General features: G+C 67.5%; 17 protein-coding genes and 1 tRNA gene. 5 read left to right on the top strand and 13 right to left on the bottom strand.

All coding sequences use genetic code 11. The features are described 5' to 3' along the window. Window positions 1–85: 85 nt before the first annotated feature. The 6 genes from G3M57_RS09650 to G3M57_RS09625 form a co-directional block, all read right to left on the bottom strand. Window positions 86–1240 (bottom strand): isovaleryl-CoA dehydrogenase, encoded by a 1155-nt coding sequence (locus G3M57_RS09650; protein ID WP_163230167.1) that lies wholly within the window; start codon window positions 1238–1240, stop codon window positions 86–88. Between the two features lie 78 nt (window positions 1241–1318). After that, the gene (gene spmX, locus G3M57_RS09645) at window positions 1319–2551 is read right to left on the bottom strand and encodes a lysozyme-family localization factor SpmX (protein ID WP_163230165.1); all 1233 of its coding nucleotides are present in this window, start codon (window positions 2549–2551) and stop codon (window positions 1319–1321) included. Between the two features lie 178 nt (window positions 2552–2729). Then, window positions 2730–4172: a magnesium transporter gene (gene mgtE, locus G3M57_RS09640; protein WP_056752748.1), complete on the bottom strand. Its 1443-nt coding sequence runs from the start codon at window positions 4170–4172 to the stop codon at window positions 2730–2732. A gap of 143 nt (window positions 4173–4315) precedes the next feature. Next, a tRNA-Leu gene (locus G3M57_RS09635) sits at window positions 4316–4400 on the bottom strand. Between the two features lie 78 nt (window positions 4401–4478). Further along, window positions 4479–4862 carry a hypothetical protein gene (locus tag G3M57_RS09630; protein ID WP_163230163.1) on the bottom strand — a complete coding sequence of 128 codons (384 nt, stop codon included), beginning with the start codon at window positions 4860–4862 and terminating at the stop codon, window positions 4479–4481. Window positions 4863–4923: 61 nt separating this feature from the next. Continuing rightward, a complete protein-coding gene (locus G3M57_RS09625; protein ID WP_132096345.1) occupies window positions 4924–5193 on the bottom strand; it encodes a FliM/FliN family flagellar motor switch protein in 270 nt (89 codons plus the stop codon). Window positions 5194–5246: 53 nt separating this feature from the next. On the opposite strand from G3M57_RS09625, the gene lipB reads away from it, so the two are divergent. Beyond that, a complete protein-coding gene (gene lipB / locus G3M57_RS09620; RefSeq protein ID WP_163230161.1) occupies window positions 5247–5972 on the top strand; it encodes a lipoyl(octanoyl) transferase LipB in 726 nt (241 codons plus the stop codon). A 116-nt stretch (window positions 5973–6088) separates the two neighbouring features. Here lipB and G3M57_RS09615 read toward each other — a convergent pair whose 3' ends face one another. The 3 genes from G3M57_RS09615 to G3M57_RS09605 form a co-directional block, all read right to left on the bottom strand. Next, window positions 6089–6496 carry a DUF805 domain-containing protein gene (locus tag G3M57_RS09615; RefSeq protein ID WP_163230159.1) on the bottom strand — a complete coding sequence of 136 codons (408 nt, stop codon included), beginning with the start codon at window positions 6494–6496 and terminating at the stop codon, window positions 6089–6091. A gap of 67 nt (window positions 6497–6563) precedes the next feature. Beyond that, window positions 6564–6968, bottom strand: a complete 405-nt coding sequence (locus tag G3M57_RS09610; RefSeq protein ID WP_056752736.1) for a DUF805 domain-containing protein — start codon at window positions 6966–6968, stop codon at window positions 6564–6566. A 39-nt stretch (window positions 6969–7007) separates the two neighbouring features. Then, a complete protein-coding gene (locus tag G3M57_RS09605) occupies window positions 7008–9017 on the bottom strand; it encodes an acetyl-CoA carboxylase biotin carboxylase subunit (RefSeq protein WP_163230158.1) in 2010 nt (669 codons plus the stop codon). Between the two features lie 178 nt (window positions 9018–9195). On the opposite strand from G3M57_RS09605, the gene G3M57_RS09600 reads away from it, so the two are divergent. Beyond that, entirely contained in the window at window positions 9196–9720 is a 525-nt protein-coding gene (locus G3M57_RS09600) for a GlcG/HbpS family heme-binding protein (RefSeq protein WP_163230156.1), read from the top strand. Window positions 9721–9770: 50 nt separating this feature from the next. On the opposite strand, the gene G3M57_RS09595 is transcribed toward G3M57_RS09600, so the two are convergent. Continuing rightward, window positions 9771–10340: a DJ-1/PfpI family protein gene (locus G3M57_RS09595; protein ID WP_163230155.1), complete on the bottom strand. Its 570-nt coding sequence runs from the start codon at window positions 10338–10340 to the stop codon at window positions 9771–9773. Between the two features lie 124 nt (window positions 10341–10464). Between G3M57_RS09595 and msrB the strand changes: the two genes are divergently transcribed. Then, window positions 10465–10956: a peptide-methionine (R)-S-oxide reductase MsrB gene (msrB, locus tag G3M57_RS09590; protein ID WP_056752886.1), complete on the top strand. Its 492-nt coding sequence runs from the start codon at window positions 10465–10467 to the stop codon at window positions 10954–10956. 44 nt (window positions 10957–11000) lie between these two features. Here msrB and G3M57_RS09585 read toward each other — a convergent pair whose 3' ends face one another. Together G3M57_RS09585 and G3M57_RS09580 are read right to left on the bottom strand one after the other, a co-directional pair. Continuing rightward, on the bottom strand, window positions 11001–11930 hold the full coding sequence (locus G3M57_RS09585; protein WP_163230153.1) for a glycoside hydrolase family 18 protein: 930 nt from the start codon (window positions 11928–11930) through the stop codon (window positions 11001–11003). Between the two features lie 77 nt (window positions 11931–12007). After that, entirely contained in the window at window positions 12008–12424 is a 417-nt protein-coding gene (locus G3M57_RS09580) for a hypothetical protein (RefSeq protein WP_163230151.1), read from the bottom strand. Between the two features lie 286 nt (window positions 12425–12710). On the opposite strand from G3M57_RS09580, the gene G3M57_RS09575 reads away from it, so the two are divergent. Further along, the gene (locus tag G3M57_RS09575) at window positions 12711–14861 is read left to right on the top strand and encodes a glycoside hydrolase family 30 protein (protein ID WP_163230149.1); all 2151 of its coding nucleotides are present in this window, start codon (window positions 12711–12713) and stop codon (window positions 14859–14861) included. Between the two features lie 379 nt (window positions 14862–15240). Here the strand turns inward: G3M57_RS09575 and G3M57_RS09570 are convergent, their stop codons facing one another. Next, complete coding sequence (locus G3M57_RS09570; protein ID WP_163230147.1) at window positions 15241–15660, bottom strand: ester cyclase; 420 nt, start codon at window positions 15658–15660, stop codon at window positions 15241–15243. Window positions 15661–15776: 116 nt separating this feature from the next. Between G3M57_RS09570 and G3M57_RS09565 the strand changes: the two genes are divergently transcribed. Then, window positions 15777–16658, top strand: coding sequence for a LysR family transcriptional regulator (locus G3M57_RS09565; RefSeq protein WP_163230145.1), 882 nt, complete (start codon window positions 15777–15779; stop codon window positions 16656–16658). Window positions 16659–16688: the final 30 nt, after the last annotated feature.

The following is a 16688-nucleotide window of genomic DNA, read 5'->3' as shown; positions in this document are numbered from 1 at the left end:
CGGGCGATCCTCGATCGGCTCCAAACTCCCCCCACCGATCGCTGCGCGATCGCCTCCCCCACAGGGGGAGGGTCTATATCGGACGCTACGCCCCCACCAGCTCCCGCCCGATCAGGAACCGCCGGATTTCGTTGGTGCCCGCGCCGATGTCGTAGAGCTTGGCGTCGCGCAGCAGGCGCTCGACCGGCCACTCCTTGGTGTAGCCCGCGCCGCCCAGGGCCTGGATGGCCTCCAGCGAGACCTTCACCGCGTTCTCCGACGCCATCAGGATGGCGCCCGCCGCATCGAACCGCGTGGTCCTGCCCGCATCGCAGGCCCGCGCCACGGCGTAGACATAGGCCCGCGCGGAGTTCAGGGCCACGTACATGTCGGCCACCTTGCCCTGCATCAGCTGGAACGAGCCGATCGCCTGTCCGAACTGCTTGCGCTCGCGGACATAGGGCAGCACCACGTCCAGACACGCCTGCATGATGCCCAGCGGCCCCGCCGACAGCACGGCCCGCTCGTAGTCCAGGCCGCTCATCAGCACCCCGACCCCGCCGCCCACCGGGCCCAGGACGTTCTCCTCCGGCACTTCGCAGTCCTCGAACACCAGCTCGGCGGTGTCGGAACCTCGCATGCCCATCTTGTCGAGCTTCTTGCTGACGCTGAAGCCCTTCATGCCCTTCTCGATCAGGAAGGCGGTGATCCGGCGATCGTCGGTCTTGGCGTACACGACCAGGGTGTCGGCGTGCGGCGCGTTGGTGATCCAGAACTTGGTGCCGTTCAGCACGTAGCGATCGCCGACCGGCTCGGCCTTCAGCTTCATCGACACCACGTCCGAGCCCGACCCCGCCTCGCTCATGGCCAGCGAGCCGACGTGCTCGCCGCTGATCAGCTTGGGCAGGTAGCGCTGCTTCTGTTCGGGCGTGGCCCAGCGGCGGATCTGGTTGACGCAGAGGTTGGAGTGGGCGCCGTAGCTGAGCCCCACCGAGGCCGAGGCGCGGCTCACCTCCTCCATGGCGATCACGTGCTCGAGATAGCCCAGGCCCAGGCCGCCGAACTCTTCCTCCACCGTGATGCCATGCAGGCCCAGGTCGCCCATCGGGACCCACAGCTCGCGCGGGAAGGTGTTGGTCTCGTCGATGCGGGCGGCGATCGGCGCGATGCGGTCGGCCGCGAAGCGGGCGGTGGTGTCACGGATCGCGTCGGCCGTCTCGCCCAGCGCGAAGTCCATCGAGGGTGCGGTTTGGTTGCTCATGACCCTCTGCATAGCACAAACGCCCGCGGATCAAGCAGACCCGCGGGCGTTCATGCTCACGATGATCGCGATCGCGGTCTAGTCTTCGTCCTGCGGCCCGGGGTCGCCCAATCGGCGCATCAGCAGATAGGTCGCGGTGGCGAAGCAGATCATGCCGACCACGCTGGCGCTCCAGCCGAAGATCTTGACCAGCGACAAGCCCTCGCCGGCCCCGACGCTGAGGTTCCACAGGATGCCGCCGCCGAACAGGGCCAGGCCCAGCAGGCCCAGGACGACCAGCAGGCTGACGCTGCCGAAGGCGTGCGGCTGCACATGGGAGAAGGCGACGTCCTGGGCCTCCAGCTCGACCGGGCCGCTGGTCGAGAAGCCGCCCAGATTGAACAGCGAACCGCTGGGCGCCGGACGCGCGGTTTCGAACAGGCTTGGCTCGGGGGTCGGGGCGGCGGGCTCGACGGCCGGATCCTCCGGCGTCAGCTGGAACGGCGCGGCGATCGGCGGAGCCGCCGCCAGCGGCTCCGGGGTCGCGTAAACGAACGGCGACGGCGCCGCCGCGGGAACGGGCGGGTCCGGCAGGACCAGGTCCTGGGCCGGCGCGGCGATCGCCGTCGACGGGGCGGCCTCGTCCGGCAGGATCGCCTCCAGGCGCGCCCCGACCGCGGCGGCGGCCTGTTCGCTGGCGCTGGGTCCGGCGCCGGGCAATCCCGGGACGGACGAGCCGTCGTCGCGCAAGGCCACGGCCCTGTCGCCGGTGAGGGCGGTGGTGATCGCCACTGGCGCCTGGCTGGGCACCAGCTTGCCGGCGTCGTGGTCGATCCTGGGCCGCAGCACCGAGCTGGGCGCGGCCACCCAGGCGCCGTCCAGCGGGGTCAGGAACAGGGCCTTCTCAGCCGAGCGGCGGCGGACCAGGGCGTCGACGACGATGCGCTCGCCCTCGAAGTCGGCCTTGCGCCACATCTCCATCTCGCAGGCCGCCTGCAGCAGCGCGCCCTCGTTGAGGCGGCGCAGCACGGCCGAGCGGACGAAGTTTTCCGTGCCGATGTTGAAGGCGAAGCAGACCAGGGCGTCGAACTGGTTCTGGTTCAGCGACGTATAGACGTTCTCGTTGACCGCGTGGGCGACGGTGATCAGGTCGTAAAGCAGCAGGGCTTCGGCGTCCTGTTCCGAGACGGAGGCGCCGGCGCGCGCGGTCAGGGTGTGGCCATAGCCCAGCGTCCAGCGCCCGTCCGGCAGTTGGGCGGCTTTCATCCGGTAACCTTCGAACCTCTTGATGAGATCGACGGCGGCGCGGGAGACCTGATAGCGCGGTTTCATCGCCAAGACTGACCCAGTTTGATACAGACGCGGATGCGTTCGGGGCACGCGGCGCAAGATGGGCGCCGTTGGGAGCCTGTCCCACCCCCGACTTCAGCGATTTGCCATTCCGGACACGGAGCGCGGCGCGAAGGGTGCGGACCGACGCGCCTCGGGCGAGGCGCGATGCCCGCCCAGCCTACCGCAATAGCAGGGCCGCGATCGTCAGCACGGCGAAGAAGCCCATGAAGTCCGTCAGGAAGGTCACGAAGATCGACGAGGAGACCGCCGGGTCGCGGCCCATCTTCTCCAGGGCCAGCGGCGCCAGGATGCCGCCCAGCGCCGCGGTGACGATGTTGGCCACCAGAGCCAGGCCTACCGTGATCGCCAGCTTGGCGTTGTGGTAGAAGACGAAGGTCGCCATGCCCATCACCACGGCCAGGACCAGGCCGTTCATCGCCCCGACCGACAGCTCGCGAACGATGATCCGGCGGGCGTTGGCGGCGTTCAGTTCCTTGCTGGCCAGGGCGCGGACGGCCACGGCCAGGGTCTGGGTGCCGGCGTTGCCGCCCAGGGACGAGACGATCGGCATCAGCACCGCCAGCGCCACCAGCTTGGCGATCTGGTCCTGGAAGATGGCGATGGCGCTGACGGCGATGGTCTCGGTGACCAGGTTCAGCAGCAGCCAGGGCAGGCGCGAGCGGACGATGTCGTTGACCGTCGCGTCGCGGCCGGTGTCGCTGACGCCGGCCAGGGCCAGGATGTCCTCCTGGGCCTCCTCGCGGATGACGCCGACGATGTCGTCGACCGTGATCTGGCCCACCAGCCGGCCGCCGGGCTCGATGACCGGGGCGCTGATCAGGTGGTACTTGTCGAAGATGTAGGCGACTTCTTCCTGGTCCATGTCGACGGCGATCTCGGTCACCGGCTCCATGATCTCGGCCAGGGGGGTCTCGCGCTTGTTGGTCAGCAGCTGGCTGATCGGCAGGGCGCCGACCGGGGTGAAGCTGGGATCGACCACATAGACGTCGAAGAACAGCTCCGGCAGGCGGTCGCCGGCCTCGCGGACGTGGTCGATCGTCTGGCCCACCGTCCAGAACTGCGGCGCGGCCAGGAACTCGCGCTGCATCAGGCGGCCGGCGGTCTCGTCCTCATAGGCCAGGGTCGTCTCGATGGCCGCGCGGTCGCCCTCGTCCATGGCGGCCAACACCTGGGCGCGCTTGCCCTCGTCCAGGTCGTCGATGACGTCGGCGGCGTCGTCGGAGTCCAGCTCCTCCAGCGCCTTAGCCAGGGTGGCGGACGGCGTGGCCTCCAGCACCTCTTCGCGCAGGTTGTCGTCCAGCTCGGCGATGATCTCGCCCAGCCATTCCGGGTCCAGAACCGGGATCACCTCTTCGCGATAGCCGGCCGACAGAAAGCCCATCAGGTCGGCGACGTCGGCCGGATCCAGTGCGTGGACCAGCTCGCGCAGACGCCCGGTGTCGCCGCGGTCGGCCGCGTCGATGACCATTTCCACATATTCGGGATTGAGCGCGTAGTCGTCGCCCAGCGCGAGGTCTTCCAGATCCTCGACGGCTTCGGGCTCGGGGATGACCAGGTTGTGGCGCGGATCGTCTGTCAGGTCGGTTGTTTCCCGGGACATGGGGACCTCCTGAGTTCTGAAGACGTGCGTCCTGCGCGTGACCTAAGGCTGCGAAGGGTCAAGCCCTTCCCCGGAAATGGTTAGAGCGCCCCTGGCGAGTCGGAAACCGATTTCGCCGGAAGCGCTCTATCCGTTGTCTCACCTGGTGCGGTCGAGAAGACTCGAACTTCCACGGGTTGCCCCACAGCGACCTCAACGCTGCGCGTCTACCAATTCCGCCACGACCGCTCGTGGTGAGGCGCGGCAGGTAGCAAACTGAGTCCGATTTGGAAAGAGCGGAGTTTGCCTGCCGCGAAAAGCGCACGGTCACGCGTCGGGCTTGGCCGGCCGCAGCAGCTGTTCCTCGGCGTCGGGATAGGTCCTGAGAACAAGGCCCTTGCGCGTGAAGCGGCCGACCACATGCAGGGTGTCCGGCGGATTGCTGTCCATCCGATAGTCGAAGGTGATCGTGTCGCCCTTGATCACGGCCGGCGACCTGAGCGCCTCGGGCGGACACTCGCCTTCGCAGATCCGCGCCAGGACATAGGGCCTGGGCCCGTCGAACACCTCGACCCTGGCGCCGACGATATCGCCGGTCTCCTCGATCGAGGTGATGTTGTCCCAGACGCCGGTATGGGTCTTTGGGGCCTGCACGCCGGCTGTCAGGGCCAGGGCCAACACACTGGTCAGCATCGCCGCCTTGCGTAGCATTCGATCTCCTCCGGTCCGTGGAAGAGGATGTCTCACGCGTTCGACGGCGACGGCAAGCGCCTCAGGTCCCGCCGGCCATGTAGTCGTAGACGTCGGCGGCGCGGGTCACCTGGATGGCGATGCGGTCGTCGCTGATCTGGATCTCGCCGCGGGCGATGGGGTGGTTGTTGGCCAGGATCCAGACCTCGTCATTGGTCTTGGCGTCCAGCGGGATCACCGCGCCGCGGCCCATGCGCAGCAGCTGCTGCATCGGCAGGATCGAGCGCCCCAGCAGGACGGAGATCTCGACGTTGACGGCGTTGACCTGGCTCACGAAGTAAGGCCCCTGGATTTCACTCGCGACCGCGACTGGTCGCGGCTCTCGGACTGCAAGACTAAGGCCGTATGCTTGATCGCCCGTTAAACCTTGAAAACTCGCCGCTTCCGGTCTTGGGAGCGCCCGACGGCGCGCCCGTGGGGTGGGCGGTTTCGACCGGGTACGTTCCCTACCCGGCAGCCGTTGCCGCCATGGAGGCCCGCGCGGCCGCCATCGCCGACGGGACCGCCGGCGAGTTGATCTGGCTGCTGGAGCATCCGCCGCTCTATACGGCCGGCGTGTCGTCCAAGCCGGCCGACCTGATCGCCCCCGATCGTTTCCCGGTGTTCGAGAGCGGCCGCGGCGGCCAGTTCACCTATCACGGTCCGGGCCAGCGGGTGGCCTACGTCATGCTGGACCTGACCCGGCGCGGCCGCGACGTGCGGGCTTTCGTCGCGGCGCTGGAAACCTGGATCATTGACGCCCTGGCCGCCTTCAATGTGACCGGCGAGATGCGCGAGGGCCGGGTCGGGGTCTGGGTCGAGCGCAAGGGGCCGGGTTGGTCGCGCGAGGACAAGATCGCCGCGATCGGCGTCAAGCTGCGCCGCTGGGTCAGCTTCCACGGGATCAGCCTGAACGTCGAGCCTGACCTGGAGCACTTCAGCGGCATCGTGCCGTGCGGCCAGGTCGAGCATGGCGTGACCAGCCTGGTCGACCTGGGCCTGCCGGTGACCATGGACGAGGCCGACGAAGCCCTGCGCGCGGCGTTCACGCGGGTGTTCGGGCCGGTCGAGGGTGCGCCTCCCCTCCTCTAGCCCCTGCGTCCTTCGAGGCCCGCTGCGCGGGCGCCTCAGGATGAGGAGCTATGTTGCTGAATTCCTCATCCTGAGGTGCGAGCCCTTGGGGCGAGCCTCGAGGGACGCACGGTGTTTCAAGCCGCCGTCGCTGGCTTCAGCGGGTTGGGCCCATAGCGGTTGGCGCCCTGCTCGCCCGGCATGACGCCCAGCTCGACGATCGCCCAGACCAGGACCCCGGCGAACAGGAAGTCCAGGAAGTGTTTGGGCGTGGGCCAGACCGCGATCAGCGACATCAGCACCAGCGCCGCCCACCAGCCCGACCGGCCGCGGTCATGCAGGCGCTTGGACAGCACGCAGGCGCCGCAGAACACCAGGGCCGGATAGACCAGCCAGCCGGTCAGCCAATGCAGAGCGTCGGGCAGGCTGGCGTCATAGAGGACCGCCACGCCGAGCAGCACCCCGGCGACCATCAGGAAAGGGCCGCGCGCCGTCCGGCCCGAGGCCGACAGGAACAGGTCCCACCACTCCGCGCGTTCGTTCATTCAGCCAGGGCCCCAGACGTCTCGCACGAACCTAAGCCGCGTCGCGGCCGGACGGAAGGGCCGGCGCCTAGGCGAAGACCTGGGCCAGTTCACTGTCAGTGTCGCCGCCGACGCCCTTGGGCGACTTGCCATAGCGGTTGGGGCCTTGGGTGCCGTCCAGGAAGCCCAGCTCGATGCCCCCCCAGATCCAGCCGACGACCGGGACCAGCCAGAAGAAGGCCACCCAGCCGCCGCCCTTGTCGCGGTCATGGCAGCGCTTTAGCGCCAGGGCGAGTCCGACCCAGAACTGGGGAATGTACAGCAGGTACTGAAGGACCGTCGAAGGGCCGTTGTTCCTTTCCCAATCGCCGAAGATCGCGAAAGACAGCAAGGTGATCACGGCCACGACCAGGCTGGTCCCGATGTTGATCAGCCAGTAGTCCCGACGGCGTAGCCGCCCGTCGAAGCCGAAAATCTTGTGCGTCAGCGTCATCGAATCCCCCAGGCTCAACCTTGGGAAAGATGATCACGTCTAGCCGAACTCCACCAGGATCTCGTCGGCGGCGACGGGGTCGCCGGGCTTGGCGTTGACGGTCTTGACCAGGCCGTCGCGCTCGGCGCGGATGATGTTCTGCATCTTCATGGCTTCGAGCACGCAGACGACCTCGCCCTCGCGGACCTGCTGGCCGGGGGCGACGTCCATGCTGACCACCAGGCCGGGCATGGGCGAGAGCACCAGCTTGGAGGTGTCGGCGGGCTGCTTGTCGGGCAGCTTGTCGTGCAGTTCGGCGCTGCGGGGCGTCAGGACCAGCACCCGGGCCCTGGCGGCGCGGTGGCGGATCACAAACCCCTCGGCGGCCGGGGCGACCTGGACGGTGAAGGCCTGGCCGTCCAGCTTGCCCCCAAGCACGCCCTTGAACACCGGCTGGCCCGGCCGCCAGTCGACGGTCTCCAGGACCAGGGTCCGGCCTTCGTCGAGCAGCTCGACGCTCAGGCCAGGGGCCTGGTCCGACAGCCTGACCCGGCGCTTGGCGGGTCCGACGGCGACGACCCACTCGTCGCGCACCGGCCCACTCAGCCCCGCCCGGGTCGAGCGGGCCCGGGCGGCGTAGACCCGCTGCATGGCCGCCCCCACCGCGGTCAGGATGTCGACCTGCTCGGGGGTGGGGTCGACGCCCTTGAAGCCGTCAGCGAACGCGTCCTTGATGTAGTTGGTCGAGATCGTCCCCGAGCGGAACCGGTCCTGGTCCATCACCGCGGCCAGGAACGGGATGTTGTGGGCCGGGCCCTCGATGTGGAAGTCCTCCAGCGCCCGGCCCATGGCGTCGATCGCCGCCAGCCGCGTGGGGGCCCAGGCGCACAGCTTGGAGATCATCGGGTCGTAGTACATCGAGATCTCGTCGCCCTCGCGCACGCCCGCGTCGTTGCGGATCGTGAAGCCATCCTGCTCGCCCTCCGCCGGCGGGGCGTAGCGCACCAGCCGGCCGATGCTGGGCAGGAACTTGCGATAGGGGTCCTCGGCGTAGATCCGGCTCTCGATCGCCCAGCCGTTGATCTTCAGGTCCTTCTGTTCGAAGGCCAGGGCCTCGCCCCAGGCGCTGCGGATCATCTGCTCGACCAGGTCCAGACCCGTGATCAGCTCGGTGACCGGGTGCTCGACCTGCAGGCGGGTGTTCATCTCCAGGAAGTAGAAGCTCTTGTCCTGGCCGGCCACGAACTCCACCGTGCCGGCGCTGTCATAGTTGACCGCTTTTGCCAAAGCGACGGCCTGGGCCCCCATGGCCGCGCGGGTGGCTTCGTCCAGCAGCGGGCTGGGCGCCTCCTCGATGACCTTCTGGTTGCGGCGCTGGATCGAGCATTCGCGCTCGAACAGGTGGACCACATGGCCGTGCTTGTCGCCCAGCACCTGGATCTCGATGTGGCGCGGGCTTTGGATGAACTTCTCGATGAAGATGCGATCGTCGCCGAACGCCCCGGCCGCTTCGGCCCGCACGGCCGGAAAGCCCTCCTCGACGTCCTGGCGGCTCCAGGCCACGCGGATGCCCTTGCCGCCGCCGCCGGCGCTGGCCTTGATCATCACCGGATAGCCGATCTCCTCGGCGATCTTCACCGCGTGGGCGGCGTCGGCGATCTCGCCGATATGGCCGGGCACGCAACTGACCCCGGCGGCCTGGGCGAACTTCTTGCTTTCGATCTTGTCGCCCATGGCCGAGATCGCCCCGGGGTTGGGCCCGATGAACACGATCCCCTCGTCGGCGCATCTTTGGGCGAACTCGGCCTTCTCCGACAGGAAGCCAAAGCCCGGATGCACCGCCTGGGCCCCGGTCTGCTTGCAGGCGGCGATGATCTTGTCGGCGACCAGGTAGCTCTGATTGGCCGGCGAAGGGCCGATATGCACCGCCTCGTCGGCCATCTCCACCGCCAGGCTGTCGGCGTCGGCGTCCGAATAGACCACCACCGTGGCGATCCCCAGCCGCCGGCACGTCTTGATCACCCGCACCGCGATCTCGCCCCGGTTGGCGATCAGGAGTTTGTCGAACATCCAGCCGGTCCCTAAGCTTTTGTCGTTATGCCTTGCACAGGGACTATCAGGCCGCTGGAGGTTTGCAACGGCGGCGCCGCGTGACATGGTCATGACACCGGTTTCCAGGAGAAGCCGCAACGAGAGCGACGATCGGCGGGCGAGCCCGCTGTTCGCGCCGCCTGAGAGGAAACCGTCGATGCTTCGTCCCGCCTTCGCGCTGCTGAGCCTGGCCGGCGTCCTGGCCGCCGGCTCCGCCCTGGCCCAGACCGTCTCCCCGCCAGGTCCCGCGCCTTCGGCCGCGCCTCATGGCCCGCCGCCGGCCCCGCCCTACGGCCGTCCGGTCACCCTGGTGGAGGCGAAGGTCGCCGCGACCGCCGCCGAGGCCGAGGCGCGCAGGCAGGGCTGGTCGATGGTCATCGTCGTGGTCGAACCCAGCGGGGCCCTGGTGCTGAGCGAGAAGATGGACGGCGCTCAGTACGGCTCCAACGACGTGGCCCGCCGCAAGGCCGAGACCGCCGCCAACTTCCGCCGGCCCACCTCCTATTTCCAGGAGGCGGTGAAGGGCGGCACGCTCAATTCCATCTTCACCGGCGCCCTGGCCATCGAGGGCGGCGAACTGCTGATCGTCGACGACAGGATCGTCGGGGCCATCGGGGTCTCCGGCGGCTCCGGCGCCCAGGACGGCCAGGTGGCGCGGGTCGCGGCGGCGGCGCTGAAGTAACCTTAGACGCCGCTCATTCCCCGCGTTCGCTAAGATGAGGGAAGTCGAAGCTAGTTCTCGAACTCCCGGGCGAACATCGCCACGTAGTCGTCGTGCTGGCCCTCCGGCGCCACCAGTCGGCAGATCGCGGCGCTGAAGGTCACGGGCGCCGAGCCCGCGGCGGTGACCAGCTTGCCGTCGGCCACGGCCTTGGGCGTGTCGACATAGCGCTCGATCCCGGCATAGGCTGGCGCATGGCCGGTCAGCCAGTCCGCGCCGTTCGAGGTGTGGGCCTTGCCGGCCAGGAGCCCGGCTCGGGCCACGGCGACGGTCGCGCCGCAGATCGCGCCGACGATCTTGCCGTCGGCGTGAACCTGGCGCAGCAGGCTGTCGAACGCCTCGTCGCGATAGGCCGGCCAGGCATCGGAGCCGATCAGCAGGAAGACGTCGGCGTCCGCCAGCACCGGGTCGGAGAATCGATAGTCGGCCGCGGCCAACACGCCGCCGATCGAGGTCTGCGGCTCGCCGTCCGGCGTGGCGATCTCGATCTGGACGCCATAGTACTCGCGCAGGGCGGCCAGCACCTGACCAGCCTCCCAATCGGCCCAGCCCGGTTGCAGGAAGGCGACGGCGACGGTCATGGCGGGGTCCTTTCGACGGTTCGGAACGAATGCGCTCGACCGTCTTATGCTCCGGCGCGACCGCCCTTGTCAGCAGGCCTTCGCCCTCTACCGCAACACCCGCCGAGGGCCCATATTGCCGACCATGACCGACATAGCTCCCCTCTCCGCCCAGTCCTCCAGCGGCTTCGACCTGACCCCGCCGACCGAGCCGGAACGCCAGCGCCTGGAGGCCGACCTGACGGCCGAGGAGGCGCGCGTCCTGCTGCACCACGGCACCGAGGCCCCGTTCTGCGGCGGCCTGCTGGGCGAGAAGAGCCCCGGCGTCTATTGCTGCCGCGAATGCGGCCTGCCGCTGTTCGAATACCGGACCAAGTTCGAGAGCGGCACCGGCTGGCCCAGTTTCTACGCCCCGTTCGACCCGGCCCACGTCAAGGAGGTGCGCGACACCTCCTACGGCATGGTCCGCATCGAGACGCGCTGCGCCCGCTGCGACAGCCACCAGGGCCACGTCTTCCCCGACGGCCCGGCCCCGACCCGGCTGCGCTACTGCATCAATTCGGTGTCGCTGCAGTTCGTGAAGGCCGGCGATCCCCTGCCCGATCCGCTGCACCGGGGCGACAGGATCGTCGCGTAGAGCGATAGCGGAGCGCCGACCCGTCGCCGGCGCTCCGCCTCGCATCAGGCCTCGACCGTCTCGCGCGGCTTGGCCGTGGCCGCCAGGCCGTTGGTGATGGCCTGGGCGTAGTCGGCGGGCGTGGGCTTGCCGCCGCCCGAGACCTCGATCGACCAGATGCCGCTGCTGTTCCACAGGAAGCCGCCGGTGATCCCGGTTCCGGCGAAACCCGCGAAGGTCTCCTGCATCTGCTCGGGCCCGAAGCCGTCGGCGCCCAGCACCGCGAAGCCCGGGACGATGAAGGCGTCGGCGTCGGTCACGCCGGTGTCCGGCGTCGCGCGCACGGCGTCGGCCCAGTCCGTCGGCGAATTGCCGCTGCCGCCGGCGTAGCACTGCAGGTTCATCCACTTGACGACCTGCTTCTGGCCGTTCTGGGCGTAGACGTCGGCCAGGCACCCGGTCCAGAAGCTGGTCGCCGTGTACGGACAATAGGTGGCGTAGAGCCCCATCGAACCGACGTCGAGCGTCAGGGCGACGATCATCGCCTGGTCGTCGCTGGTGTAGCCGTCCTGGGACTCGTAGTCGAAGTCGACGCCGGTCACCCCGAAGGCCGAAACCAGGGCGCCGAGATTGGCCTTCACCTGGTCGCGGGCGTCGAGCCAGGCGGTGAAGTCGCTGGTCGTGCCCCAGGCGCCGACCGAGACGATCAGGTCCCGGACGCTGCCGCCGCCGGCCATCAGCGCCTTCACCAGAGCCGGGAAGTTCGGATTGACGCCGCTGGTCCCATCGGCGGCGTACTTGATCTGGCCGCCGCTGACGAACAGCGTGTCGTTGAGATAGAGGTCGCCGCCCGGATGGATGTGGATCGACCACAGGATGACCGTGGTGATCCCCGCGTTCAGCTGAGCCGCCTGCTGGGTGTAGGGCACGGGCGGATTAGGATAGCCGTCCTGGAACAGGCCGTTGCCATAGATGGCGATGGGATAGGCCGACATGGGGAATGCCTCCGCGCTCGGAATGAGCCGGCGGCACGTTAGCGCAACGTAAAACTTATGCGCGTATTTTGATGTCACTATCGCGTGACGACATTCCCGCCCTCGGTGACCATCGAGCTGCTGTAGGTCAGGTAACCGCGTTCGACCATGCGCCGCATGGCCTCGTAGACCTCGGCCAGTTCCTCGTAGGCGGCGCGCAGGGTCGCCAGGCGCGTGGTCTGTTCCGGCGTGATCGCCGAGCCGGCCTCGGTGATGGCGACCGCCTCGGCCACCCAGCGCGACCGGGCCAGGGCCGCCGCGACGGCCAGGCGCTGGAACTTGCCGCCGTCGCTCTTGCCCAGCACCTGGGCGATCACCGCGGTGTTGGAGGCGAAGGCGGTGTAGTCGATCTGCTCCAGTTGGCCGCGCAGGCGGCGCTGGGTCTGGGGATCGGTGTCCTGGGGCTCGAAATGGTCGTGGCTGCGGCGAAAGCTGGAGGTCACGGTCGAGGACATGACGGTCTTCCCTGGGCTCCGCCTTGCCGGCGGGTTGTGGAAAACTGTGCGCCAACAGCCTTAACGGCCGATTGAGAAGCGTCAGCACGTCAGCGCGACGCCTCGCCAAGCTACGACAGCGCCGCTCACGCCGGATCTCGGCCGCCGAGCGTCGCGGACCGCCCACGTCATCGCCGACCTCAAGCCCTTCCGGATCATTCCAATGGCCCGAATGGAACGAATCGAACGATTTTGTCCGACAAAAGGCGTTCAATGCCGCCTGGAAGTAGGGGACGGGGATGAACCGATGAACGGTTTTTACGCAACGATCGCGGCGCTAGGCGCAGCCCTTCTTGTGGCGGCTCAACCGGCCACGGCCCAGGATTCGGTCGTCACTCCTTTGCATCTCGATGGCAAGGCGACCGGGGCGACGTTCGAAGGCATTGGGGTGGTCGATGGCGGCGGCGCGACTTCGGTACTTCTGAAGGACTATCCAGAGCCGCAGCGGCGGCAAATTCTCGATCTGGTGTACAAGCCGAAATTCGGCGCGTCCGTGAGCGCGCTCTATGTCGAAATCCCCGGCGACGGCAACTCGACGCAGGGCTCGATGCCAAGCCATATGCACAGCCGGGACGATCTCAACTACGGTCGCGGCTATATCTGGTGGGTCATGACCGAGGCTCGCCGGCGCAATCCCCGGCTTTCGCTCGACGGCGCGGCCTGGAGCGCGCCTGGCTGGGTGGGCGACCGCGGCGTCCGCTATGGTCGGGCTGACGAGCCGTTCTTCTCGAAAGACGGGGTCGACTATTACATCGCCTGGCTCAAGGGCCTGCGCGATGTGCACGGCCTGACTCTCGACGCGATGGGCCTTCGTAACGAGAAGGGCGTCAGCTACGATTTTGCGAAGGCCATGCGACAGGCGCTCAACGCCAATGGCTTCGCCGCCGTCCGACTTCACGGCTTCGACAATTGGCAGGACGACCGCTTCGACTTCGTCAAGGACATGGCCCGCGACGGGTCCTTGCGCGCGGCGCTCGACATCGCGAGCGCGCATGTCAGCCCGGTGGAAGGGACAAAGGTCCCGCCCGAGGTCAAGCTATTGGCCGCGCAGATGGGCAAGCCGCTCTGGAACACCGAGCAGCACGTCTATCAGGCCGGCTACGAAGGGCTCCTCAACACCGTCAAGTCGTTCAACGAAGGCCATATCACCGATGGCTTCACCAAGATCGTCGACTGGTACGGCATCGCGGGGCTTTACACGATGGAGCCCTATTCGGGAGAGAAAGAGGCGCTTGTCCGGGCGAATTGGCCTTGGAGCGGCCGGTATATCGTCAACCCGAAGCTCTGGGCCTATGCCCATTATGGTCAGTTCACGGAGATTGGCTGGACCTATTTGGCGGGCGGAAGCGGCGCGCTCCAAGGCGGCGGAACCTTCGTTGCCCTGAAATCGCCCGGCGACGACTACAGCATCGTCATGGAAACCGCCGACGCGAAAGAAGCCCAGTCCGTCCGGATCGACGCCCTCAATCTCGCTTCAGGGCCGCTGGCCGTATGGCGAAGCACCGCGGCCGAACAGTTCGTGCGCCAGCCCGACGTCGCGTTGTCCAACGGTGTCGCAACCCTCCGGCTTGAGCCTGGGGCGGTCTACTCTTTCACCACGACCCGCGGACAGCAGAAGGGGCGTTTCGACGCCGTGCCCGAGGCCAGCCCCTTTCCTTTTCCGTACCGCGAGACGTTCGACGAATACGGCCAGCCCGCGCGATGGGGCTATCTGCCCCGCTATTTCGCCGACATATACGGGGCGTTCGAACTGGCGGGCTGTCCGCAGCGCAAGGGTGTTTGCCTTCGCCAGGCAGCGCCAACTCATCCCATATCCTGGGCCCCCGGCTGGCTCCCCTACACCATCTTCGGGGACGACCAGTGGCAGGACTACGCCGTCAGCGCCGACATCTATCTGAAACCCGGCGAATCGGGTGGCGTGATGGGCCGGATCAACAATGTCGGAAGCGGCTACGGCTCCATCCCGAAGGGCTATGTCCTGCGGTTGTCGTCAGCCGGCGAGGTCAGCATTGTGGCCGTTCGCGGCAAGGTCGACAAGAAGGCGCTTGTGGGCGACGCCGTGCAGCAGGCGATCATCAAAAGCGGCGCGGATACCGGCGAGGGCGGCGAAAAGACCCTCGCGACCGCGCGGCTTGACGGGACGGGGTCGGGTGGCTGGCATCGGCTGAAGCTGCAAATGCAAGGGAACGACTTGACCGGGTTCGTCGATGGCAAGCCGCTCGTGAAGGCCTCCGACACGCTTTTTCGCTCGGGCATGGCGGGGCTGCAGGCGGGCGCGAGCGAGCAGTCCATGAGCACGCCCTTCTTTGACGAGATCGAGTTGGCCGCCGTCGGCGAGCTGGCTCCGCGCGTTGCGGCGTCGCGGCCCGCAGCAAAGCCGATTTATCCCGCGCGCTAGGGATGAGCTTGCCCCAGAACGAAGTCTTGGCCGCCGCATTCGAAAGGGTCGAGGGACAGTGGGTCTGGTACGGCAACGCGTGGTCACGAGGCATAGTCGTCAGCGACGGCGAGCGTGATATTTACCTCGCATTCAGGCCATTCGCCTTTCGGCAGGCGATCAAGGGACGAGCTCCGACCTTTCCTCGACGACCATACTGGCCGACCCTCAAGCGCATCTTATTTGCGAGCTCTTGAGGGCGCGACCCGAGGCGGGCGTCGGCAGCCACACGTGCGCAATGCGGCGCGGAACGGCCAACTAGGGTCGGGAACGGAAATTGGGCCGTCGCGCGAAACCGGAGATTCGACCAAAGGCCCGAGCGCAGAACCGTGTTGCGCCGCTACGACGTTTGGGGGGCGAGCCCGATCTGCTGGAGGATCGACAGCATGTCGGGAAGACCTCGCTCCTCGACGATTTTTCCGCCCGAGAGTTTGTAGAATGCCATGCTTGTGGCCTCGAAGGCCTTGCCGGTCGGCGGCGCGCCCATGAACGAGCCGTCATTCGTGCCGCTCATGCTGAAGCGGGCGGCGATCGTGTCGCCCTCGGCCACCGCTTCTTCCAACACCCACCGCACATCCGAAAAGGCGCTCCGGAGCATCGCCAGGAGTTGCAGATAGCCATCGGGACCCGACAACGGGGCCGCACCTGGCGCGTGGAAGATGGCGTCCGTAGAAACAAGCTCCGGCGCCAGGCTCGGGTCACCCGAATTTATGAAGTTGGTGAAGCGGTGGATGAATGCGTGGGCGGCGTCTGACGACATTTCGGACCTCTGCATGGGCGGCTCGCTCACCGTCGGCGGCGCACATGCCTGATAATCGAAAACCAACGTCCGAATAATGGTAGGGCTGGACAGACAGTAGAAACCTAGAGTTTCCAATGGATCGGTTCGTGGCGATGAGGGTGTTCATCCGGGCGGTGGAGCTCGGATCGTTCAGCGCCGCGGCGCAAGCGTTGCGGAGCTCTCCCCAGTTGGTGGGCAAACAGGTTGGCCAGTTGGAGGCCCACCTCGGGGTGCAGCTTCTGCATCGGACGACTCGTCGGCAGAGCCTGACGGATTTCGGACGGGTCTTCTACGACAGGGCCAAGATCATTCTGGCTGATGTCGAGGCGGCGGAAAGCTTGGCGGCCGAGGCCCTGGCGACGCCGACGGGCAGGCTTCGAGTCAATGCGCCGGTCAGCTTTGGCATGCATGCCCTCGCGCCGAGATTACCAGAGTTCCTCCGGGACCATCCGCAGGTGACCGTCGACCTGACGCTCAACAACCGCGCCATAGATCTGGTCGACGAGGGCTATGACGCGACCTTCCGCGTCGGCGCGTTGGCCGACAGCCGCCTCGTCGGGCGCGCCTTGGCGCCCTATCGGCTCGTCCTCTGCGCCGCGCCCGCCTATCTTGCTGGAGCGCCGCGGCTTCTGGCGCCTCACGACCTCCAGCAGCATGAATGCCTCGGCTTTGCCCATACGGAACTGCGGACCCATTGGACTTTCGACGGCCCGGGCGGACGCACCGTCGTGCCGGTGACCAGTCGCCTGATGGTCGATCATGGGGAGCCGCTGCTGCACGCGGCGCTCGCGGGCCTTGGCGTCTTGCTGCAGCCGGTCGAACTGCTGCAGCCGGCCTTGGAAGACGGCAGGCTGGTTGAAGTCTTGCCCGATTACACCGCGCCCGCTCGGCCCTTACACATCCTGTACGCACCCGACCGCCGCATGACGCCCAAGCTACGCAGCTTCATCGACTTCGCTGTTCTGGCGTTTGGCTGATCGCTCGGCGGCAGACTGTTCACAGTCCTA

This window comes from Caulobacter rhizosphaerae, from assembly GCF_010977555.1.
Taxonomy (GTDB): Bacteria; Pseudomonadota; Alphaproteobacteria; order Caulobacterales; family Caulobacteraceae; genus Caulobacter; species Caulobacter rhizosphaerae.
Note: the sequence above shows the minus strand (reverse complement) of the source record. Positions and strands in the feature narration are given on the sequence as shown.